At 69.8% G+C, this 19,030-nt stretch carries 24 protein-coding genes and 1 tRNA gene; 12 read left to right on the top strand and 13 right to left on the bottom strand.

The genetic code is table 11. The annotated features are described in order from the left end of the window. The first annotated feature begins 2 nt into the window (after nucleotides 1-2). The 8 genes from ADY59_RS00610 to ADY59_RS00580 all read left to right on the top strand — a co-directional run bounded on the left by ADY59_RS00610 (nucleotide 3) and on the right by ADY59_RS00580 (nucleotide 4,496). Nucleotides 3-617 carry a hypothetical protein gene (locus ADY59_RS00610; RefSeq protein WP_049556352.1) on the top strand — a complete coding sequence of 205 codons (615 nt, stop codon included), beginning with the start codon at nucleotides 3-5 and terminating at the stop codon, nucleotides 615-617. A 396-nt stretch (nucleotides 618-1,013) separates the two neighbouring features. Next, nucleotides 1,014-1,694, top strand: coding sequence for a hypothetical protein (locus ADY59_RS00605; RefSeq protein ID WP_156325212.1), 681 nt, complete (start codon nucleotides 1,014-1,016; stop codon nucleotides 1,692-1,694). A 4-nt stretch (nucleotides 1,695-1,698) separates the two neighbouring features. Further along, nucleotides 1,699-2,205: a hypothetical protein gene (locus tag ADY59_RS00600; RefSeq protein WP_049556349.1), complete on the top strand. Its 507-nt coding sequence runs from the start codon at nucleotides 1,699-1,701 to the stop codon at nucleotides 2,203-2,205. Then, a complete protein-coding gene (locus ADY59_RS00595) occupies nucleotides 2,202-2,693 on the top strand; it encodes a hypothetical protein (RefSeq protein WP_049556347.1) in 492 nt (163 codons plus the stop codon). Before ADY59_RS00600 ends, ADY59_RS00595 begins: the two co-directional genes overlap by 4 nt. Before the next feature lie 6 nt (nucleotides 2,694-2,699). Next, complete coding sequence (locus ADY59_RS49475; RefSeq protein WP_156325211.1) at nucleotides 2,700-2,858, top strand: hypothetical protein; 159 nt, start codon at nucleotides 2,700-2,702, stop codon at nucleotides 2,856-2,858. 54 nt (nucleotides 2,859-2,912) lie between these two features. After that, nucleotides 2,913-3,413 (top strand): hypothetical protein, encoded by a 501-nt coding sequence (locus ADY59_RS47370; protein WP_156325210.1) that lies wholly within the window; start codon nucleotides 2,913-2,915, stop codon nucleotides 3,411-3,413. Further along, a complete protein-coding gene (locus tag ADY59_RS00585; RefSeq protein ID WP_049556346.1) occupies nucleotides 3,414-3,947 on the top strand; it encodes a MauE/DoxX family redox-associated membrane protein in 534 nt (177 codons plus the stop codon). Nucleotides 3,948-3,977: 30 nt separating this feature from the next. Then, nucleotides 3,978-4,496, top strand: a complete 519-nt coding sequence (locus tag ADY59_RS00580; protein WP_049556344.1) for a hypothetical protein — start codon at nucleotides 3,978-3,980, stop codon at nucleotides 4,494-4,496. A gap of 11 nt (nucleotides 4,497-4,507) precedes the next feature. Here the strand turns inward: ADY59_RS00580 and ADY59_RS00575 are convergent, their stop codons facing one another. From ADY59_RS00575 to ADY59_RS00550, 6 genes are all read right to left on the bottom strand, one after another. Continuing rightward, nucleotides 4,508-5,068, bottom strand: coding sequence for a hypothetical protein (locus ADY59_RS00575; protein WP_156325209.1), 561 nt, complete (start codon nucleotides 5,066-5,068; stop codon nucleotides 4,508-4,510). Next, nucleotides 5,065-5,634: a hypothetical protein gene (locus ADY59_RS00570; protein ID WP_156325208.1), complete on the bottom strand. Its 570-nt coding sequence runs from the start codon at nucleotides 5,632-5,634 to the stop codon at nucleotides 5,065-5,067. The genes ADY59_RS00575 and ADY59_RS00570 overlap by 4 nt, the downstream gene beginning before the upstream one ends. A gap of 93 nt (nucleotides 5,635-5,727) precedes the next feature. Further along, nucleotides 5,728-6,132: a hypothetical protein gene (locus ADY59_RS47365; RefSeq protein WP_053174326.1), complete on the bottom strand. Its 405-nt coding sequence runs from the start codon at nucleotides 6,130-6,132 to the stop codon at nucleotides 5,728-5,730. Continuing rightward, nucleotides 6,116-6,694 (bottom strand): TlpA family protein disulfide reductase, encoded by a 579-nt coding sequence (locus ADY59_RS00560; RefSeq protein WP_049556339.1) that lies wholly within the window; start codon nucleotides 6,692-6,694, stop codon nucleotides 6,116-6,118. Before ADY59_RS00560 ends, ADY59_RS47365 begins: the two co-directional genes overlap by 17 nt. A gap of 16 nt (nucleotides 6,695-6,710) precedes the next feature. Beyond that, the gene (locus ADY59_RS00555) at nucleotides 6,711-7,262 is read right to left on the bottom strand and encodes a hypothetical protein (RefSeq protein WP_049556337.1); all 552 of its coding nucleotides are present in this window, start codon (nucleotides 7,260-7,262) and stop codon (nucleotides 6,711-6,713) included. Nucleotides 7,263-7,273: 11 nt separating this feature from the next. Then, nucleotides 7,274-7,726 (bottom strand): hypothetical protein, encoded by a 453-nt coding sequence (locus tag ADY59_RS00550; protein WP_049556335.1) that lies wholly within the window; start codon nucleotides 7,724-7,726, stop codon nucleotides 7,274-7,276. Between the two features lie 416 nt (nucleotides 7,727-8,142). On the opposite strand from ADY59_RS00550, the gene ADY59_RS00545 reads away from it, so the two are divergent. Next, complete coding sequence (locus tag ADY59_RS00545) at nucleotides 8,143-8,565, top strand: hypothetical protein (protein ID WP_156325207.1); 423 nt, start codon at nucleotides 8,143-8,145, stop codon at nucleotides 8,563-8,565. Nucleotides 8,566-8,587: 22 nt separating this feature from the next. Here ADY59_RS00545 and ADY59_RS00540 read toward each other — a convergent pair whose 3' ends face one another. The 4 genes from ADY59_RS00540 to selD all read right to left on the bottom strand — a co-directional run bounded on the left by ADY59_RS00540 (nucleotide 8,588) and on the right by selD (nucleotide 11,975). Then, complete coding sequence (locus ADY59_RS00540; protein WP_049556331.1) at nucleotides 8,588-9,025, bottom strand: rhodanese-like domain-containing protein; 438 nt, start codon at nucleotides 9,023-9,025, stop codon at nucleotides 8,588-8,590. Next, the gene (gene selB, locus ADY59_RS00535) at nucleotides 8,994-10,730 is read right to left on the bottom strand and encodes a selenocysteine-specific translation elongation factor (RefSeq protein ID WP_049556329.1); all 1,737 of its coding nucleotides are present in this window, start codon (nucleotides 10,728-10,730) and stop codon (nucleotides 8,994-8,996) included. Before selB ends, ADY59_RS00540 begins: the two co-directional genes overlap by 32 nt. Before the next feature lie 74 nt (nucleotides 10,731-10,804). Next, nucleotides 10,805-10,898 (bottom strand) — tRNA-Sec (locus ADY59_RS00530). Nucleotides 10,899-10,982: 84 nt separating this feature from the next. Beyond that, complete coding sequence (selD, locus tag ADY59_RS00525; RefSeq protein WP_231618470.1) at nucleotides 10,983-11,975, bottom strand: selenide, water dikinase SelD; 993 nt, start codon at nucleotides 11,973-11,975, stop codon at nucleotides 10,983-10,985. A 176-nt stretch (nucleotides 11,976-12,151) separates the two neighbouring features. Between selD and selA the strand changes: the two genes are divergently transcribed. Then, nucleotides 12,152-13,462 (top strand): L-seryl-tRNA(Sec) selenium transferase, encoded by a 1,311-nt coding sequence (gene selA, locus ADY59_RS00520; protein WP_049556324.1) that lies wholly within the window; start codon nucleotides 12,152-12,154, stop codon nucleotides 13,460-13,462. 35 nt (nucleotides 13,463-13,497) lie between these two features. Here selA and ADY59_RS48180 read toward each other — a convergent pair whose 3' ends face one another. The 3 genes from ADY59_RS48180 to ADY59_RS00505 all read right to left on the bottom strand — a co-directional run bounded on the left by ADY59_RS48180 (nucleotide 13,498) and on the right by ADY59_RS00505 (nucleotide 16,985). Further along, the gene (locus ADY59_RS48180) at nucleotides 13,498-14,835 is read right to left on the bottom strand and encodes an HAD-IIIA family hydrolase (protein ID WP_082309738.1); all 1,338 of its coding nucleotides are present in this window, start codon (nucleotides 14,833-14,835) and stop codon (nucleotides 13,498-13,500) included. Nucleotides 14,836-14,931: 96 nt separating this feature from the next. Then, nucleotides 14,932-15,936: a LacI family DNA-binding transcriptional regulator gene (locus tag ADY59_RS00510; RefSeq protein WP_197093359.1), complete on the bottom strand. Its 1,005-nt coding sequence runs from the start codon at nucleotides 15,934-15,936 to the stop codon at nucleotides 14,932-14,934. A gap of 8 nt (nucleotides 15,937-15,944) precedes the next feature. Then, nucleotides 15,945-16,985, bottom strand: a complete 1,041-nt coding sequence (locus ADY59_RS00505) for a right-handed parallel beta-helix repeat-containing protein (RefSeq protein ID WP_197093358.1) — start codon at nucleotides 16,983-16,985, stop codon at nucleotides 15,945-15,947. Between the two features lie 79 nt (nucleotides 16,986-17,064). Between ADY59_RS00505 and ADY59_RS00500 the strand changes: the two genes are divergently transcribed. Beyond that, nucleotides 17,065-18,105: an ABC transporter permease gene (locus ADY59_RS00500; RefSeq protein ID WP_231618487.1), complete on the top strand. Its 1,041-nt coding sequence runs from the start codon at nucleotides 17,065-17,067 to the stop codon at nucleotides 18,103-18,105. Then, a complete protein-coding gene (locus ADY59_RS00495; protein ID WP_049556318.1) occupies nucleotides 18,105-18,992 on the top strand; it encodes a carbohydrate ABC transporter permease in 888 nt (295 codons plus the stop codon). The genes ADY59_RS00500 and ADY59_RS00495 overlap by 1 nt, the downstream gene beginning before the upstream one ends. Nucleotides 18,993-19,030: the final 38 nt, after the last annotated feature.

Raw genomic sequence — 19,030 nt, 5'->3', positions numbered from 1 at the left:
TGTTGCTCGCCGGGACGGGGGCCGCCGCGGCCCGGTTCGCGGCACGGCAGATCGACGGCGTCGCCGACGGGCTCGGCTGGCTGCTGGGCGACGAGGGAGGCGGCTTCTGGATCGGCCGGGCGGGAGTACGGGCCGCCGTCCGCGCCCTGGACGCCGGCTCGCCGTGCGGCCCCCTGATCGAGCTCGTCTGCGAGCGCTTCGGCGCGTCCGGTTCGCCACGACGGCGAGCCGAGCACATCGTCAGGGTTGCCCAGGCGGACAGGATGATGCTGGCGGCCGGCGCCCCTCTGGTCGGGCACGCGGCCGACCTGGGCGACCCACGCGCGCTCGCGATCGTCCGCGAGGCCGCGGAACGCCTGGTGGCCCTGGCCTGCCGGGTGCACCGCGCAGGGCCGATCGTGGTGGCAGGCGGCGTCCTGGCCAACGACGGCCCGGTCCGCCGAGCGGTCCTGCGGTTGTTGACCGGACCCGACCCCGTACCGGCCTTACCGGTGGTGACCAGCCTCGGCACCGCTCAGAACGGCCCGGGCGCAGCGAGCTGGCTCGCCGCACTCGGACACCTGGGGGACGACCAGGTGCAGACGGCACACCTCCGGTTCACCGGTCCGGCCGGATGACGGTGTGGCCGCGGGTGACCGCGGTTGAGGTCACCGTCCTCATTGGTGGCGGCGATCAGGTCAGGAGCTCTGGGGGCGAAGCCCGGCGGAATGCCACCGGGCGGCGGTCCAGGAGTTCGCGGCTACACCCTGACCGGGGACTCCTGGATCCTGGGACGCCCAGCTTCTCGCTCGGCGCCGCCGCCGAAGCCCGTTTTCGCCTCAATCACATGTCCGGAAATTACCCCCGATCCACCACTTGAGCAAGATCTTGACCGTTTGTAGGGCGCCGTGAGATATTCCGATCGATCTTGATGGTGCCAGGCGAGTCGTCCGGCGCGTACACCCTTCTCCCAACACAAAGCCCCAGGTAGGCGCCATTTTGGCGTGCCCGCTCCCCCCGCGGAAGGCAACGACATGCAAGTGCGTGCACCGAACGGACAGAGTCTCGTCGTCGACGGCAATTCCCAGCCTTTCATCGGCGGCTGGGCCTATCTCATCTGGGCGCACGGCCCCACCGGGGGCACCCGCTTCCAGGTCACACCGGCGGGATCCGCCGAGGTCGTCTCCAAGGAACTGGGCGACTGGTCGCGTTTCACCGTGCGTGAGGCCCAGTGGAACGGCGGCCGCATCCTGTCCATGGAGGACCCGGAGCACGGCACCACCAACATGGTGTGGGTGGGACCGCACAACGAGGTCGCCACCTTCTTCAACGGCACGGGTGTGCCCTTCGAGACGTTCATGGACCTCCTGGCCAAGTTCGACATCCAGGACACCCCCGAGGGCCTGACCATGTTGCCGAGGGCGGGTTCGGGCCTGACGCTCGGCAACCTGCTGGCGGTCAACACCATCGACCAGGTCTGCAACGTCCAGGTCAAGCCGGTCGCGGAGGCGTCGGAGTCGATCCCCCGCTCGTCGGGCAAGCGCGTGCGCGGTGGCGCGATGTGGCGTGTCGACGAGCGGAACGAGGCCGGCGGCGTGCAGACCCGCTCGGTCTTCATGGTCAACGACACCGCGGCGACGACGGTCGTCGCCGCCCGCCCGGACGACGCGCGATTCATCGACGTCGTCGAGTCCATCTCGTGCAGGCTGAGCTAGCACGATGAGGGCGTTCCTGGATTCGCTGGCGGTTCTGTCCTTCCTGGGGACGGTGCTGCTGTTGTTCGCCTTCGCCGCGCTGCTGAACATGATTCGCGAGCTGCAGGCAAAGCTGTTGCAGGCGCAGGCGGCCGCTCCCGCGGCGCCCGCGGTCAGATCGGTGGCCAGGTTCGGTTCCGAGGACGGCCTGCCCACGTTCGTCCTGGTGGTGTCCGAGCGCTGCCCCAACTGCCAGGAGCGGTCGCGGCGCCTCGCCGCCGTGGCCGGGCCCGGCCTGGCCGGGCACGCCGTGCTGCTGGCCTCCGCCGACCGTTGCGCCGAGTGGGTGGCCGATAGTCAGGTCGAGCCCGTCATCGACGCGGCGCTTCTCGGCACGGTCGCCGTCGGGGCGACCCCGACGCTGGTCAAGTATTCCGCCGACGGGACAGAGGAATGGCGCAGGGTCGTCGGCTCCGACGACGACCTCGACGCCTTCCTCGCCATCAGCCCCTCAGAGAGGTTAAGCGCATGACAGTCGATGTCGACCGTTACTGGGCCGACGTGCCTTCCGTGGAGGACGAGCCCGACACCGGCGGGCGCCGCCCGTCACGGCCGGCTCCCTCTCGCCGGACCGTCTTCAAGAGCATCGGTGTGCTGGGCGGCGCCTTGGCCCTGAACGTGCTGTCCGCCCTGCCGGGCAGGAACAACAGCGCCCAGGCCGCGGTGGGCAGCGAGTACACCAACTGCGCCGGCTACGGGAACTACTCCGGCTACAACAACAACACCAAGGTCTGCGTGGGCGCCCCCTACTCCAGGAGCTACTGCGGCTCCGACGGCTGGTTCCTGCGCTCCTCCGGCACCTGCTACAACAGCTACGCGATCAAGGCGTGCGGTGCGGGCAGCCTGGCCGACAGGAACGCCTGGCGGTGGACGCACAGCGGCAGGAGCTACCGCTGTGCCGACGGAAACGTCGCCACCTGCGGCGGAACCACCTTCTACATCTGCTCCTGGGCTCTGTAGGACAGGATGGGCAACACCTTCGCCGCCACCCGGGTCGCGCTCGGCATCGCGCTGAGCACGGCCCTGGTGGTGGCCGCTCACCAGGTCTGGACCCCGTCGTTCGCCCTGCTCGCCTGGACGCTGATGGGGGTGACGGCCGGGTTCTCGCTGTCCGGCTCCGTTTGAAGCCTCAACTCAGCGGACCTGCTGACCTCGTCGGTCTGGCGAGGCAAGTTGCCGGTGTTCAGCACCGGACTCATGCTCGGCGCGCTGCTGGCCGGGCTCATCACCGGGGCGCTCGGCGGGCTGGCCTCGATCATCCCGGAAGCGGTGCGGTTGTGGACGCTCACGCCGGTCGTCGCCGTCGTCATGCTGTTCGAACTGGCCGGGCGGCCGCTGTCGCTGCCGCAGAACCGCCGGCTCGTGCCGCAGGACGTCATCCCTCGCGCGGACTTCGCGGGGCCCCTGCAGTTCGGCTTCGAGATGGGCACGGGCGTGCGTACCTTCACCCCGACGGCGTTGCCTCAGCTGCTCGTCCTGGTCATCGTGCTGGCCGGGGGACTGGGGCCGGGCTTGCTGGCCGGGCTGGGCTTCGGCGTGGGCAGGACGCTCATGCCGCTCTCCCGTGCGCTCAGCGGCGATCCGCGCCGGTGGGACACGAGGTTGCTGGCCTCGACGGCCTGGGTGGGTCGCCTGTGCGCCACCGGGTTCCTGCTGTCTCTCGCGCTCATCTGGTGGTAAATGACCGTCTATGACACGCTTCCCGCCTGCTTCGCGCTGACGGGCGCGGTGCTGCTGGTGGTCGCCGCGGTGAGCCGCCGCGGCGACCTGACGGCGGTGATCGAAGCGCACGGCCTGCTTCCCGCGTTCTCGGTACGGCTCGCGCCGCTGATCGGCCCCGCCGAGGGCCTGGCCGGTGCCGCCGTACTGGCCGGTTGGGTGAGCGGGGAAGCGGTGCTGCTGCGGTTCGCCGCCTTCGCGGTGGCGCTCTGGTATCTGGCGCTGGCCGGCTACCTGGCCGTCCTGCTGCGGCGTAAGGGCAGGGTGCCGTGCGGATGCCTGGACGAGACCAGCCCGGCGTCACCGGTCAAGGTCGGCCGCGCCGTGCTGCTGGCTCTGGCGACGGCGCCGCTCACGGCCGGCTGGCCGCCGATACCGGCCGAGACGGGCGCGCGGCTGGCCGCCTGCGGGCTGGCCGCCTTCATGGCGGGGTTCCTGGTCGTCGCGGGCAAGGTGGCCGACCTCCGGGGAACCTCCGCGGTCCACGGGCAGTAACCATTCCGACGACCCCCGGGAGGACGAGACATGAACCGCACGATCGCGATCATCGCCGTGCTGCTGTGCACCGCCTGCGGCGCGGCGACGGCGCAGAAGGCCGATCCTCCGTCGCCGCTCCTGAGCCCGGACCAGCTCAAGGACGGCCGCACCTGGACGGTGGCGGGCACCTCGCACGGGACCTGGCGCGACCTGGACGCGGATCTGGTGCCCTGCGGGAACCGCGACATCGCGCCGGTGGCGGCCCCGGTCCAGTGGCGGTCCTTCACCGCGGCGGACGGGGCCATGGTGACGCAGGTCGTGGTGGAGGACGTGGACGCCATGGACGCGTTCAAGCGCTTCTACGCGGAATGCGGCGCGGTCGGCAGTGTCGACTCGATGGCCGGCCCCAAGAACGTCGCGCGCCACGACGGCGAGTTGGAGGTGGCGGCGATGTCGAAGGACAGGTTCGTCGTCCTCGGCGGCGTCCTCGGCGGCACCGTCTCCGACGAGCAGCTCCGGTCGTTCGCGGAGACCGCGCGCCTCCATCTGGACGGCCTGTCGTCGTAGCAGACGCGGGTTCAGGACACGGTGGCGCCGACGGCCTCGAAGACCAGGACGGTGGAACTGTCCGGGGTGTCGACCTGGAAGGCGTAACAGCCGGGCGCCTTCAACCGGACGTAGCTGGGACGGTCGCGCCAGTCCCCGGCCACCGGGTCGGGCGGGATGACGATCTCGTTCTTGAGCGGCTCTCCCTGCGTGCCGTCGAACGCGACGGGACTGTCGCCGTCCAGCCGCCGTCCCTTGATGACGACGGGGTCGCGCAGGCCGGGCGCGGCGAACCAGAGCACCTTCGCGCCGCCCCAGCCGCTGTCCGCGAACAGCGTGCCGGGCTCGGCCGCCGTGTACTCCAGCACGGGCCCCATGACCGGCCGGGCCGGGCCCTCCCCGAGCGTGTCGCCGCCGCGCGCTGTCGGCCGCGTCACGGCACGGGTGACCGGGCAGTCACCCCCCGGGGCGACGGAGGGCAGGGCCGCCGGCGTAGGGGCCTGGCCGGAGGCACAGCCGGCGAGGGCCGAGGTGGCCACCATGGCGGCCACCACGGCGGCCACCACGGCCTTCATCGGCGCCGGCTTGCTCATGCCATCAGCACCCGGACGAACGCCACGGACACAGCGGCGAGCGACAGCACCCGCGCCGCCTGGAAGATCACACTTCGTCCCCGGATCGCGAAGTCGCTGATCTCCGCCGCGTTACGGCCGATCGGCGCCACCAGGTACGGGACCGCCCGCGCGCTCACGAACGCCAGGACCGTCACGAGAGCGAGGAACACGTCCCCGAGCACCATCGGAATGGCCAGGGCGACATGAAACACCCCGTACGGGGCGTCGGTCAGGAACCCGAAGCCGAGAGCCCTTCCCCACCGCGTCACCGCGTCGGCGTTGTTCATGTTGACGAACTCGGTCGGGACCAGCCACCGGAAAGACATCCTCCGGTGGAAGCCGCCCACCCATTCGCTGAACGTGAAGGCGCCGAGAACGACGGCCAATGCCACATTCCGCGTGCCGTGATCCAGCGGCAGCAGCCACGACAGGGCGGAAAGAGAAACGACCACGACGGCTAGCATTCCGGAACCGATGGCCAATCCGCCGACGAATCGGGGAATGGTGTTACGTGGCGACGCGTACAGCGTGCCGGCCGCGTTCATTCCTCAAGCGGTGGCGAAGGAGAGAATTCCGGCGACACCGGCGAGAAGAATCGTGAAATACGTCATGGGCGCCTTTCCGCGGACCGGGCCTGATCAGTAGTGGGTCGTCGACTTGCAGCCGCAGACATAAGTGCCGTTACAGGCGATGGGGCCGTAGATGTTGGAGATGCAGTCCCGGCACCTGTGCCGGTTCGGGCTGGTGCCGGTGTACCACCAGCCGGTGCTGTACGGGCAGACGTTGCAGCCGCGGTCGTAGCTGGGCGTACAGGTGACCTTGCCGCTGGGGCAGGAGGAGCTCGCGCCGCACCCCGAGCAGTACCGGCCGTACGGCGGGTAGCAGGTGCCGTGGGCGAAGGCGGGGCGCGCGTTCACCCCCATGACGATGCTGGCCACGGCCGCCGCCACGGCTCCCGACTTGCCGAGGAACTTGCGCCGGCCGATCCGTCTGGTGGCCTTCCCGGCCCCCAGCTGGAACTTCTCGTCACGCGACGTTTTCACTTACCGTCTCCTTGTCGAAGTCGACCCCCTGGACCGGGGCGAGCATGTCGATGAGTCGTCCGCGGCTGTTGAGCAGCCCCTTCGAGACGATGAGCCCGCGCTGGTCGACGACGAACGCGAAGGGGCTGACCTCGACGTCGAACGTCGTGGCCAGGTCCTCCGTCGCCACGACGACGGGCCCCTTGATCCCGCGCTCGCCCGCGTAGCTGACGACGTCCGCGAGGTCCGAGCCGAACAGGAAGTTGACGACTCGCAGGTCGTAGTGGTCTTCGAGGTATCGGATGTCCGGGTAGATCTCCGCGCACTCGTGGCAGGTGGTGGACCCGAAGAAGACGAGCTGGGCTCGCCGTTGGTCGTGGACGTTCACCGTGGCGCCGGTACGCGCGTCGATCAGGTCGAGTGCCGGCAGCTTCCTGCCGATGGAGATGCCGCTGTCGTCGGCGCCTCTGGCGCTGCCCATGACCATCAGCCCGAGCTGCCGGAACAGCACCGCGGTGAGGATCAGGTTCACGGCGGTCACGATCAGGCAGACCGCGACGATCACTATGCCCAGGGTCGACATGTCTCGCTGGTTCCTCTCACGCGTCGCCGTCGGCGGGTCTCAGGTCGGGAAAGCCCTGGAACCATGGCCGATAGCGGTCGGCCCGCAGCCGGTACGTCCGCAGGACGGGCCGGTAGACGGGCATGATCACCATTGTGTGGAAGAGCACGATCGCCACCGCGCCGAAGACGAAGACCCGCGCCGCCAGGCCGGGGGAGGCCGCGGCGGTGTAGGCCACGCCGCCCGCGTACGCGGCGAGAGCCAGGTTGGCGAAACCGAGGGGGAATCCGAGCCGCCCCGACCGGGACCGGCCCCAGCATCCGCAGTCGGCCCGGCCGCGCCGTGCCCGCAGCCACAGGACGGCGAGGCCCATCACCGCGTACAGACCGGAGATCGCGTACAGGGCGGCGGGCGTGCCCGACAGGACGAAGGCGAGGCAGGCCAGCGCCTGTACGACGGTCAGCGTGTGGTCGACGGGCGCGGACAGGATGCCGCGGGGGCGTTCACCCCACACCCAGTCCCAGCTCTTGGCGAGGGTGGAGGCGACCAGCGGGGCGCACGCCAGCACGGCGAGCAGATAAGAGGTCATCGGGCCCCGCGTCAGAGGACGACGAGGGTCGTGGTGACCTGCGTGGTGAGCAGTTCGTCGGCCGCCGGTTGCGCCGCGACGACCTCGGCGACCCGGCGGAGCGTGGTGAGATCGTCGATGTGGCCGACGACCGGCGCCTCGGGCTGGATGCCGGCGACGTCGGTGAGGAAGACGGCGAGCTGCGGGTCGGCCGGCAACTCCCCGTCGGGTCCGGTGCACAGGACCACGTCGCCGGCCCGGTAGGAGGCCCCGGGGCTCGCGTAGCGGTCCACCTCGGGGGGCGCCGCCGAGTTCTGCGCGCGGGTGACGGTCTTGGTCTTCTGCGGCGTCTCTGCGTGCCAGGTCTTGAGCACGTCCGCCAGGGCCGGCGCGGCGACCTGTATCTGGAGGAGTAATTCGGGGGCGTATCTGGTGACGACGGTGGTCACGGGCTCCGCGGTGTCCGCGTTCAGCCGGGTGGTCAATTCCGTGAGCTTTCGCGCACGGCGGACCCGGAGGGTTCCGATCGGTTGGCCTTGTTGCACTGTGTTCATACGACTCCGCTCGGCTTTTCGCTAATCGGATATGCCATGGTGCGGCACAGGAATTAATCGATAGGTGAAGTCGAGGGCCCCACGGGCTCGGCGAGCCGAGGTACTGATCAACAGTTAAACATAGGAGGCGTCGCCGAACAATGGATCTTCTGTGAGTTGTGCCGCCCTCGCGGTCAGGAGGCTCGCGTCGCGCTCTGACACGACCCTTCACCCCTCTACCGAACAGAGATCAACTCGGCTACGCTCACCTCAGCCCGGCGACCCGGCCTGACGAGCGCCAGCACAGACGCACACCGGCACGTCGCCCACCGCCCCCACTGTGGATGAACCCGAAAGGTTTCTTTGTCATGACTGTTTCCCGTGTCTTGGTCCGTGCCGCCATGGTGACCGCGCTCGGCGCGGTCTTCGCGGCCCCGGCCCTGCCTGCCAGCGCGGCCAGCCCTGAGAGCGTCTGCGGGTCCGGCTACCGGATCATCGACCGGATGACGGATTCGCCCTGGGGCACGTACTACCTGCTCTACAACGGCAGCAACGGTCACAACTGCGTCGTCGCGATGAAGGACAGGGGAGCGGGCAGCTCGACGTTCACCGAGGCGCGCATCCAGGTGGCGGGGTCGTCCACCATCCACCGTGACAGCGGCCAGTACAAGAGCTACGCCGGGCCGGTGCGGGTGTACGCCAACAACAAGTGTGTGCAGTGGGGTGGCAGGTTCTCCGACTACACCGGCCAGACCTTCCAGACGCTGAGCGGCTGGGAGCACTGCAGCTGAGTCCGGATCCCGCCGAGGGGTCTCACTCTCCCGGCCCGCGCGGAGCCGTGGGCCGGGCCGGGTGGACCGTCGGCAGCCCGGCCTCCACCCAGGCGTCGAAGCCGCCGATGACATCGGTGGCGTTGTACAACCCGAGCTCCCGCAGCGCCGCCGCGGCCAGCGAGGATGAATACCCCTCGGCGCAGATCACGATCCACTCGATGTGGGGGGAGTCCGCCTCGGGGATGCGGGACCCGCAGGTGGGATCGAGCCGCCACTCCAGGTGATTGCGTTCGACCACGACGGCTCCGGCGATCTCGCCCGCGGCCCTGCGCTGATGCTCGGGCCGGGTGTCGACGATCCTCGCGCCACGGCCCGCGGCGGCCCACGCCTCCACGGGCCGCAGGCGCGGGAGTCCCGTGCGAGCCTTGGCCAGCAGCCGGTCGACCTCAGCCGCGCGCGCGGAACACTCGCCGGTCATTGTCGACACGCTGGGTGATTCCCCGGACATCGAGACACTCCAAGACAGGCAGGGCGACGCGCCGGCTGGTGGCCAGGGCGACCCGCGCGTCGCTGACGGTGAAAGGTGAGGGAAGTCCTGCGAGCGCGCCGGCGGCCTTGTCCAGCGCGTCGGGCAGGAGCACGACGTTCTTGCCGATCGACATCACCGCGCCCGTACGGAGCGCGGCCGCGAGCGCCTTGCCCGTGAGGCCGAGTTCGTCCAGGCGTTCGGCGGTGGGCGCGTCGAAGGGGCGTTCGGCGAGGTCGGCGGCCAGCTCCGAGACCGCCCTGGCGATGGCGGGAGGCAGCGATCGGCCGGCGGGCAGGATCCGCCCGCCCTCGATCACCAGCGGCGGTGCGACCAGTGCCTCGGCCAGCCGCCGATCGGGCAGCCCGAGCAGTTGGGCAGCGGCGTCCACGGTGATCCCCGGATCGAGCGGGGGCCGTCGTGAGACGTGGCCGGCCAGACGGCGCGACAGCGACGACCAGTATCCGGGGTCGGCGTACCAGTCGCCCGTCACCGGCGCCGTGCCGGGAGGGCAGCCCATCGCCCTGAGCTCGCTTCCCGTCAGCAGGCCGTGCCAGCGCAGCAGGGCCGCGGAGTCCGGCAGGGACACCTCGTCGAGCGCCGCCGCCCTGGCCGCCGCGGCACCCCGGCGCCGTAACGGGGCGGGACGGACGTCCAGCACGCGCAGCCCGGCGACGATCTCCCGCCTGCCGGGGTCGCGGAGCAGGCCCCGGTCTCCCGTCCTGAGGGGCAGGGGGCGGCTGAGGGTGACCCTGGCGGTGTCCGCGCCCAGCGGGCGGATCCTGACGGGAACGGCCGCCGATCCCAGGTGGAGAATCGCCGTCCCCCCGGGAGGACTCGCGGCGGGACTCAGCCGTACGTCGATGACGTGGGCCGGCATCCAGGCTTTCGGCGTCACCAGCGCCATGCCGCGAGACAGGTCGTCGCGCTCGGCGCCCCGGAGGTTGACGGCGACGCGGGCGGTCGCGGAGACCTGGTCCGCCTTCTCGCCGAGTGTCTGGAGCCCCCGGATCCTGACCCGGTTACCGTCCGCCTCCAGTTCGTCGCCGACGCGGAGCGTCCCTCCGGTCAGCGTTCCCGTGACGACGGTCCCGGCCCCCGTGATGGTGAACACCCGGTCGATCCACAACCGGACGGCAGCTTCGGCGTCCGGTTCGGCAAGCGTGGCGGCGAGCCGGGCCAGGGCGGCCTCCAGTTCGTCGAGCCCCTGCCGGGTCCGGCCGCTGGCGACCACGACGTCGATCCCCGCCAGGCCGGTCTCCCGGAGGTGGCCGTGCACCTGCTTCAGGGCGGGCTCGGGGTCCGCGAGGTCGGCCCGGGTGACGACCGCGAGGCCGTGCCGTACGCCCAGGGCGTCGAGCGCGGCCAGGTGCTCGGCCGACTGGGCCTGCCAGCCCTGGTCGGCGGCCACGACGATCATCGCCGCCGGGCACGGCCCCACGCCGGCCAGCATGTTGGTGACGAACCGCTCGTGCCCGGGGACGTCGACGAACGCGATCCGCTCACCCGACCCCAGCGTCGTCCAGGCGAACCCGAGGTCGATCGTCATGCCGCGGCGGCGCTCCTCGGCCCAGCGGTCGGGCTCCATGCCGGTCAGCGCCCGGACCAGCGTCGACTTGCCGTGGTCCACGTGACCGGCGGTCGCGATCACGTGCACACGCGCTCCACGGCGGCCGTCGGCCCGGGTCTGCGTCGATCCACTCGCAAACGATTCCCCGATTCGGCTGATCAGCGGAGGCGGACGGGAATCGAACCCGCCGCGCCGAGATGCTCGGCGCCACTGGTTTTGAAGACCAGGAGGGTCACCAGACTCCCAAACGCCTCCGAAAGAGATCATAGACCTGTGAACGGCACCGAATAGCCGCGATACGGCGCCGGCAGCGCCGTCACCGGCGGGGCTCAAGCCCGTTCAGCGGCGGACGACCACGGTGTGCCCGGTGTGCGCGACGAGCTCACCGATCACCGGGGCGCCGGGGATCTCCCCGGCGACGAGCAGGCCCCCGGAGGTCTGAGCGTCGGCGAGGAGCAGCAAGGTCTCCTCCGGGACGTCGCCGCGGTCGAGGTGGGGAGCCACCCAGTCGAGATTGCGCCGGGAGCCCCCCGGGACGAACCCTTCCTGTACGGCCCGCGCCGCGCCGTCCAGCATCGGAACGGCCGAGGCGTTGATCACGGCGGTGACACCGGAGGCGCGGGCGAGTTTGTGCAGGTGGCCCAGCAGGCCGAAACCGGTGACGTCGGTGGCGCACCGTATCCCGGCGGCCAGGGCTTCGCGTGAGGCGTCCGCGTTGAGCCGCGTCATGGTCTCCACGGCATGCGGGAACATCTCACCGGTGCTCTTGTGCCGATTGTTGAGCACTCCCAGGCCGAGCGGCTTGGTCAGGGACAGCGGCAGGCCGGGGCGGCCGGTGTCGTTCCGGAGCAGCCGGCCGGGGTCGGCGATGCCGGTGACGGCCAGCCCGTACTTGGGTTCGGCGTCGATGACGCTGTGCCCGCCGGCCAGATGACATCCGGCCCGCGAGGCCACCTCCGCGCCGCCCCGCAGCACCTCGGAGGCCAGCTCGTACGGCAAGCGGTCGGGAGGCCAGCACAGCAGGTTGAGCGCGACCACAGGACGCCCGCCCATGGCGTAGACGTCGGAGAGGGCGTTGGCCGCGGCGATCCGGCCCCAGTCGTAGGGGTCGTCGACCACCGGGGTGAAGAAGTCGGCCGTGCTGATGATCACGGTTCCGTCCTGTGTGCGGACCACGGCGGCGTCGTCGCCGGATTCCAGCCCCACCAGGAGCTCAGCTTCGGAAGTTCGCGGGAAAGGCATCTCCGACCCGCCCAGGAGCAGTTCCAGGTCTTCCGCGGGGATCTTGCAGGCGCAGCCGCCGCCCTGGGCATACTGTGTGAGCCTTTTCATGATCATACTTTAGGGCGGCGAAGGGCCTGTCATGGTCGATCCCCCTTCCCCGCCGGGGCTCCGCGACGGCCGGTGACCCTCTATGCCGCCGAAGGCCCATGATCATATGATGCGTGATCAGCCCCGGACGAGACCTGGAGAACCCTTGCTCCTCACGCTGATCGGACGTCCTTAGCGTGGCAGACCATCGTCGGACCATCCCGCGCACGGACACGTTGCTCGCCGACCCCCGGCTGGCCGAGGCGCGGCGGCGGCTCGGCCACGCGCAGGTCAAGGCCGCGATCGTCGCGGCGCAGCGGCGTGCCAGAGAGGGAGACCTCCCACCGAAGGAAGTGCTGACCGCCGTGCTGGCGGCGCTGCCCGCCTCCGCTTCCGGCCTCCGCCCGGTGATCAACGCCACCGGCGTGCTGCTCCACACCAATCTGGGCCGCGCTCCGCTCTCGGCCGCCGCCCGCCAGGCAGTGGAGCTGGCCGCCGGGGTCACCGACGTCGAGCTCGACCTCGACACGGGTGGCCGTGGCCGCCGGGGACGTACCGCGCTGGCCGCGCTGGCCGCCGCGGTGCCCTCCGCCGAGGCGGTTCACGTGGTGAACAACAACGCCGCCGCGCTCGCGCTGGCGGCCACCGCGCTGGCGGCGGGAGGCGAGATCGTGATCAGCCGCGGCGAGCTCATCGAGATCGGTGACGGTTTCCGGCTGCCCGACCTGCTCGTCTCCACGGGGGCGCGGCTGCGGGAGGTCGGCATGACCAATCGCACCGCCATCGCCGACTACGCCGACGCGATCGGGCCGCGGACAGGCATGGTGTTGAAGGTGCACCCTTCCAACTACCGGATCGAGGGGTTCACGGATGACGTCTCGGTGGCGCGTTTGTCGGCGCTGTGCCGTGAGCGTGACGTCCCTCTCGTCGGCGATGCCGGGTCGGGACTGCTGAGTCCCGAGCCGCTGCTGCCCCGCGAGCCCGACGTCACGAGCTGGTTGAACGACGGTGCGGACCTCGTCACCACCAGCGGGGACAAACTACTCGGCGGCCCTCAATGCGGACTGCTGTTCGGCCGCGCCGACCTCGTGGACCGGCTGCGTCGCCATCCCCTCGCACGTGCGCTTCGGGTGGACAAGGTCACGTTGGCGGCTCTGGAGGCCACCGTCGCCGGCCCGCGCACCCCGACCTGGGAGAGCCTGCACGCCGATCAGGAGACGCTGAGGTCCCGCGCCGAGAGCCTGGCGGCGCGGATGCGTGACAAGGGGATCGACGCCGAGGCCGTCGGCAGCCGGAGCGTGGTCGGCGGCGGCGGGGCGCCCGGGGTGTCCCTGCCGAGCGCCGCCGTGGCGCTGGACAGGCGGATGGCCGCCGCGCTACGCCGGGCGGAGCCGCCCGTCCTCGCCCGCGTGGAGAACGACCGATGCCTGCTCGACCTGCGTTCGGTGCCGGCCGAGCACGACGACACGCTGCTGGCCGGTGTCCTCGCCGTACAGACGCGGGAGTGAGCGGCCGCCGCGCTGCGCCCGGCAGGCGGATGAGGTCAGCCGCCGACCACCTCGGCGGCCGCGGCTACGAGATCGTCGGCGACGGAGCAGACAGGATCGGCGCCCCAGGACTGCTCCGTGGCCCGCCCGTCGCCGGTGCGAACCAGGATCGGCCGAACGCCGGCGGCCTGCGCGGCCGCGATGTCCGATGACCGGTCGCCGATCAGACAGCTCCTGGACAGGTCGAGGTTCAGCTCGGCCGCCGCGCGTCTGATCATGGCCGGGCTGGGCTTCGGCGCGTCACCCAGGTTGTACCGATCGGAGATCGCGTGCTCCCCGGCCAGCGGACTGCTGTAGATCGCATCCACGCTGACGCCCTCGTCGGCCAGCAGCTCGGACATGCGATCGTGCACCTCGTCCAGGGTTCCCGGCTCCGCGTAGCCGAGGCCGACGCAGGATTGGTTCGTCACGACCACCAGGGCGTAACCGTGATCACGCAGGAGCCGGAGCGCGGGTGCCGCGGCCGGCAGCAGTTGCATCGCCTCCGGACCGTGCCGGTAGGTCGGAAGCGTGTTGATGCAACCGTCCCGATCCAGGAACACCGCCTTGCGGGCGGGGGCGTCACCTGCGAGATCGACCTGTGTGTGCCGGACCGCCTCGCCCCGACCGCCGTCGAGCGCGATGTCGAAGATCCGGTACGGGTGGGGGTGCTCGACGAGTGCCGGCGTGACACTGAAGGTGGTGGGCCCGATCGTGGTCGGCCCGGCCCCCGGGTGGTAGTGCCCGGACAGGGACAGCACGACCCGGCCGGAGTCGCTGGTCCGCCGCTGGAGCTCTTCACCTTCCGCGTAGGTGTGCGGGTAGTCCTCGTCCAGCCGTGGCGTGATGACGAAGTGCTGGAGATGGACCTGCGGACGTGTGCCCGGGTCGAGTAACGACGAGTCGAACCGCTCCCGTTCGGTCAGCGTGCGACGAGGCACATTGCCGGTCGACTCGCGATCCCAGAAGCTGACGAGGCGTAGCCCGCCGACGTCACGGACGAAGGGGCCGGCTCCCAGTTCCTCGGCGTGGACGCGATAGCTGTCGTGGTTGCCGGGAACGGCGATCCACTCGAGGCCGCAATCGTCCAGCATCCGTCGCACGAGGCGATAGTCCGCTCGTACCCGTTGCCAGACCAGCGCGTCCCGGGCGGCGTCACGCTCGGGATCGAACAGGTATCCCGGCACGTCCACCACGTCACCGGTGATCACGATCAGCTCGGCGCCACGACGGCGGGCGTCGTCGAGCGCGGCTGCCAGCAGCTCGGGAGCCGTACGACTCCGCCGGACCGGCAGCGTGGGATGTCCAGGGATATGGCTTCGGAGATGTATGTCGGTGATGTGGGCGATGCGCATCGAGGCTGCTTCTCCTGTCGTGCCGGCGCGTGACTCGAACAGCCTGCGTCTGTCGCGACGCGGCTGGTGCTGTGAGGTCTTGTCTGTCCGGCGGGATCAGCCGGCCGGCTGGGCCGTTGACTTCCGGATCTTGAGCTCGACCGGGAGCTCTCGATGGGGTCGCTCGATCTCGTCCCCGTTCAGGGCGCCGATCAGCATCGTCGCCGCCTGCCGTCCGATCTCGAACCGATCGACCGCGACTGTCGTCAGCGCCGGGCCGAGCAGGTGCGACGTCGGCAGATCGTCATGACCGACGACGCTGAGGTCGTGCGGGATCCGGAGCCCGGCTTCGATCGCGGCATCGTAGACGTAGTGCGCCAGCAGGTCGCTGTCGGTGAAGACGGCGGTCGGACGATCATCTCTGGCGAGTGCGCGCACCACTCGCTCGACCGTTTCGTCGGCGGTGCTGCCGGAGATGACCCGAGACGGAAGCCCCGCGGTCCTCATCATCCGACGGAACAGGGACACCCGTTCCGATGCCGACGACAGTCCCGGATTGGTGAGCAGACCGATCCGGCGATGCCCGAGTCCGAGAAGATGGTCAACGGCCGACCGGACCGCCTGGGACGCGTTGCCGCTGATGCTCATCACCGCCGACGACCTGGCGCTGCGTGCCGAGTTGACCAGCACCATGGGACGGTCGGATTCGCCCTGCCAGGTCGCCAGCACGGCCTCGCCGTCGATCGGCGCGATCGCCAGCCCGTCGAGCTGCCGGTTCGTCATGGCCCTGATCATGCTGATCTCGCGTGACCGGTCGAGGTCCGAGGTGCCGACCAGGACCTGATAGCCGCGCTCCTCGGCCGCACCGCTGAAGCCGTCGATCAGGCGCAGATAGCCGGGGTTGCTCAGGTTGCGGCTGATCAGTCCGAGCATGTTGGAGCGCTCGACCCGGAGCGCGCGCGCGGCGAAGTTCGGCCGGTAGCCCTGCTCCTCGGCGACCGCTCGCACGCGCTCCCGAAGCTCGTCACTCACCCCGGGGCGCCCGTTGAGGGCCATGCTGACCGCGGTCGGGCTGATGCCGATGATCGCCGCCAGCCCCTTGAGGGTCGGACCGCTGGACATCCTGGGCATCAGGCGCCCCGGCTCGCCATCGGCTCGCCCTCGTCGGCGTTGGAGTCTCCCGCGTTGGGTCCCAGCACGGCTTCTATTGTGCCACTGCGCTCGATGATCGGCAGCGTCGGCGAGCTGAGCGAGTTGCCGCTGACGACCGTCGCCGCGATCTTCCCGCCGATCGCGGCGTCCAGGTGGACCGCAGGCCCGCTGGTGCAGCTCACCACGTTGCCGGTGATCGCGACGCCGGTCACCCGCCGGTCACCGCCGGTCCTGATCCGGATCCCGGCGGCGGTACCGGTGAAGGCGTTCGCGGTGATCGAAACGGTGCTGGTGTTGGTCAGGTTGACCGCCCAGCACGACAGGTCGGTGGCGGTGTTGTTCGCGATCACGACCGAACTGTGCTGGAGACCCGGATGCCCCGTGTGACAGCCGACGAAGGTCGGATAGCCGGAGCAGAAGTTGTCGATCACACGGACGTGACTGCTGTGGGTGTCGTCCTCGGCGCCCCAGGCCGTCAGCCCCGGGGCGGCCAGATCGAGGCTCACCGCCTCCGTCTGGTAGGCGTGCGGCCGGCGAGCGATGCCGGTGACGAAGCGACAGCCGGAGATCGTCACGTTGCAGGTCGAGTTCGTCTCGATGGCGTGCCACTCGGGCATGTTCCGGATCTCCAGATCGCGAACCTGGACGTCCCTCGCGTGGTTGAACACCATGCCGAAGGACGGCAGGGGATTGTCGAAGCCGTTCACATCCCAGATGCCGCCCTCGACCACGATGTTCCCGGGCCCGTCATGAGCGCCGACGGTCCGGCCGGAGCCGTACGGGCCGTTGGTCAGCATCGTCTCGATCGGTCCGGTCCGCACGAGGCGCGTCGCGGGTGTGAGCGTCAGACGAGTGCCGGCGTGCACCCGCAACGGCGCCTCGCGGAGCTGCCACTCCCCGGGGCCGACGATCACCCGCCCACCTGCGGACCTGGCCATCTCGTCCAGTGCCTGCTGCAACACGCGCTCGTCCTGCGCCCCGCTCCGCCGAACGACCTCGACCACGGCTCGATCTGTCACGTACGCCTCCGTCTTGCCGAAACTGTTATTTACGGCTCGTCCGGCCGGTGTTAACGTGCCAACTGTAACGTTGAAGTACGTGGTGGTCGAGACAGAGGATGATGCCGTGACGTCCATTCAGGGGAGGGACAGGATGGACCGTGCGGCCGTCGTCGCTCATCCCGGCGCGACGCCCCCGATCCGTCCGAACCCGCGGTCGTCCCCGCCCTCCGGACGGATGCGACGACTTGCGCGGGCCCTGCGACGGCACAAGGTGATCTACCTGCTGCTGTTGCCGGGAATGCTCTACTTCCTGGCCTTTCACTACCTTCCGTTGGCCGGCGTCTCGATCGCCTTCATGGACTACTCGCCGTTCCTGGGGCTGAGCGGCTCGACGTGGTCCGGGCTGGACAACTTCGCCAAGCTGTTCGGCGATCCGGAGTTCGTCAGCACCGTCCGCAACACCCTGATCATTTCGTTCCTGCAGATCGCGTTCGCCTTCCCCGCGCCGATCGTGCTGGCGCTGCTGCTCAACTCGCTGCTCAGCGAGCGGATCAAGCGCATGGTGCAGACCGTCGTGTACCTGCCGCACTTCCTGTCCTGGGTGATCGTGATCGCCGTCTGGCAACAGGTTCTGGGCGGTGCGGGCGCCTTGGCCGATCTGTTCCAGCAACTGGGGCTCGGCAGCGTCAACGTGATGGCGAACGCCGACACGTTCAAGATCCTGCTGACCTCACAGGTGATCTGGAAGGACGTGGGGTGGGGGACGATCATCTTCTTCGCCGCCATCGCCTCGATCCCCCCTCAGTTGTACGAGTCGGCCGCCGTGGACGGGGCGGGATCCCTGCGCCGCACCTGGCACATCACCCTTCCGGGGATCCTGCCGGTGATGGTGCTGCTGCTCATCCTCAAACTGGGCGACGTTCTGTCCGTCGGGTTCGAGCAGATCCTGTTGCAACAGCCCTCCGTCGGAGCCGAAGCGGCGCAGGTGCTGGACACGTTCGTCTACTACCGCGGGGTGCTCGGCGGCGACTGGGGCATCGGCGCGGCCGCCGGCCTGCTCAAAGGCGCCATCGGCACCCTGATGATCGTCGCCGCGAATCGGATCGCGCGGCGCGCCGGCAGCGAAGGACTGTTCTGATGACGTCATCCACTCGGCCGGCCTGGGTCGAACCGCCGAACCGTTTCGTGACGACGATCAAGGGGATCCTGATCGGCCTGATCCTGCTGGTCATGATCTACCCGTTGGCCTACGTGATCCTGAACTCGTTCGCCGGCCCGGACGCCACGACGACGGCCGGCCTGATCCCGAGCGAGTGGAGCTTCTCGTCCTACAGCACGATCTTCGAGGGTGGGATCGTACTGCGGTCGCTGATCGTCTCCACTCTGATCACGCTGGTCGGCACGGCGCTGTCGCTGGCCGTCACCGCGACCCTCGCCTACGGGCTCACCAAGACCCGGCAGGTCCCGGGGGTCCGGGCGGCCCTCTACCTGGTCCTGCTGACGATGATCTTCAGCGCCGGCATCATCCCGAACTACCTGGTGGTGAAGGCGTTCGGACTGCTCGACTCCTACTGGGCGCTGATCATCCCCGTGCTGGCGTCGGCCTTCAACGTCGTGGTCATGCGCAACTTCTTCATGCAGTTGCCGCGGGAGCTCTTCGAGGCCGCGCGGATGGACGGCGCGGGGGAGTTGAGCATCTTCATCAAGATCGTGCTGCCGCTGTCCAAGGCGGTGCTGGCCGTGATCGGCCTGTTCTACGCCGTGTCCTACTGGAACTCGTTCTTCAACGCGATGCTCTACCTCAACGACTCCTCGAAGTGGCCGATTCAGCTCGTGCTGAACTCGTACGTCCTCCAGGGGGCGTCGATGAGCTCGATGAACAACACCGAGATGTACAACCTGCCCTCCAGCCAGTCCGTGCAGATGGCGGTTGTCGTGATGGCCACGGTCCCGATCCTGATCGTCTACCCGTTCCTGCAGAAGTACTTCACCAAGGGTGTGCTGACCGGCGCCGTCAAGGGCTGACCACCCGCAGCGCTGCTGTCACCTGCCGCCAGTTCGTG

Origin of the sequence: Nonomuraea sp. SBT364, from assembly GCF_001083785.1 — a bacterium.
In the GTDB taxonomy this organism is placed as follows: domain Bacteria; phylum Actinomycetota; class Actinomycetes; order Streptosporangiales; family Streptosporangiaceae; genus Nonomuraea.
Note: the sequence above shows the minus strand (reverse complement) of the source record. Positions and strands in the feature narration are given on the sequence as shown.

What these genes read in the sequence shown, in the direction of transcription:
- ADY59_RS00605 (WP_156325212.1), top strand. Translation starts at nt 1,014, where the DNA reads ATGCAAGTGCGTGCACCGAACGGACAGAGTCTCGTCGTCGACGGCAAT.
- ADY59_RS00600 (WP_049556349.1), top strand. Translation starts at nt 1,699, where the DNA reads ATGAGGGCGTTCCTGGATTCGCTGGCGGTTCTGTCCTTCCTGGGGACG.
- ADY59_RS00595 (WP_049556347.1), top strand. Translation starts at nt 2,202, where the DNA reads ATGACAGTCGATGTCGACCGTTACTGGGCCGACGTGCCTTCCGTGGAG.
- ADY59_RS49475 (WP_156325211.1), top strand. Translation starts at nt 2,700, where the DNA reads ATGGGCAACACCTTCGCCGCCACCCGGGTCGCGCTCGGCATCGCGCTG.
- ADY59_RS00585 (WP_049556346.1), top strand. Translation starts at nt 3,414, where the DNA reads ATGACCGTCTATGACACGCTTCCCGCCTGCTTCGCGCTGACGGGCGCG.
- ADY59_RS00580 (WP_049556344.1), top strand. Translation starts at nt 3,978, where the DNA reads ATGAACCGCACGATCGCGATCATCGCCGTGCTGCTGTGCACCGCCTGC.
- ADY59_RS00575 (WP_156325209.1), bottom strand. Translation starts at nt 5,068, where the DNA reads ATGAGCAAGCCGGCGCCGATGAAGGCCGTGGTGGCCGCCGTGGTGGCC.
- ADY59_RS00570 (WP_156325208.1), bottom strand. Translation starts at nt 5,634, where the DNA reads ATGAACGCGGCCGGCACGCTGTACGCGTCGCCACGTAACACCATTCCC.
- ADY59_RS00560 (WP_049556339.1), bottom strand. Translation starts at nt 6,694, where the DNA reads ATGTCGACCCTGGGCATAGTGATCGTCGCGGTCTGCCTGATCGTGACC.
- ADY59_RS00555 (WP_049556337.1), bottom strand. Translation starts at nt 7,262, where the DNA reads ATGACCTCTTATCTGCTCGCCGTGCTGGCGTGCGCCCCGCTGGTCGCC.
- ADY59_RS00545 (WP_156325207.1), top strand. Translation starts at nt 8,143, where the DNA reads ATGACTGTTTCCCGTGTCTTGGTCCGTGCCGCCATGGTGACCGCGCTC.
- ADY59_RS00540 (WP_049556331.1), bottom strand. Translation starts at nt 9,025, where the DNA reads ATGACCGGCGAGTGTTCCGCGCGCGCGGCTGAGGTCGACCGGCTGCTG.
- selD (WP_231618470.1), bottom strand. Translation starts at nt 11,975, where the DNA reads ATGAAAAGGCTCACACAGTATGCCCAGGGCGGCGGCTGCGCCTGCAAG.
- ADY59_RS48180 (WP_082309738.1), bottom strand. Translation starts at nt 14,835, where the DNA reads ATGCGCATCGCCCACATCACCGACATACATCTCCGAAGCCATATCCCT.
- ADY59_RS00510 (WP_197093359.1), bottom strand. Translation starts at nt 15,936, where the DNA reads ATGTCCAGCGGTCCGACCCTCAAGGGGCTGGCGGCGATCATCGGCATC.
- ADY59_RS00495 (WP_049556318.1), top strand. Translation starts at nt 18,105, where the DNA reads ATGACGTCATCCACTCGGCCGGCCTGGGTCGAACCGCCGAACCGTTTC.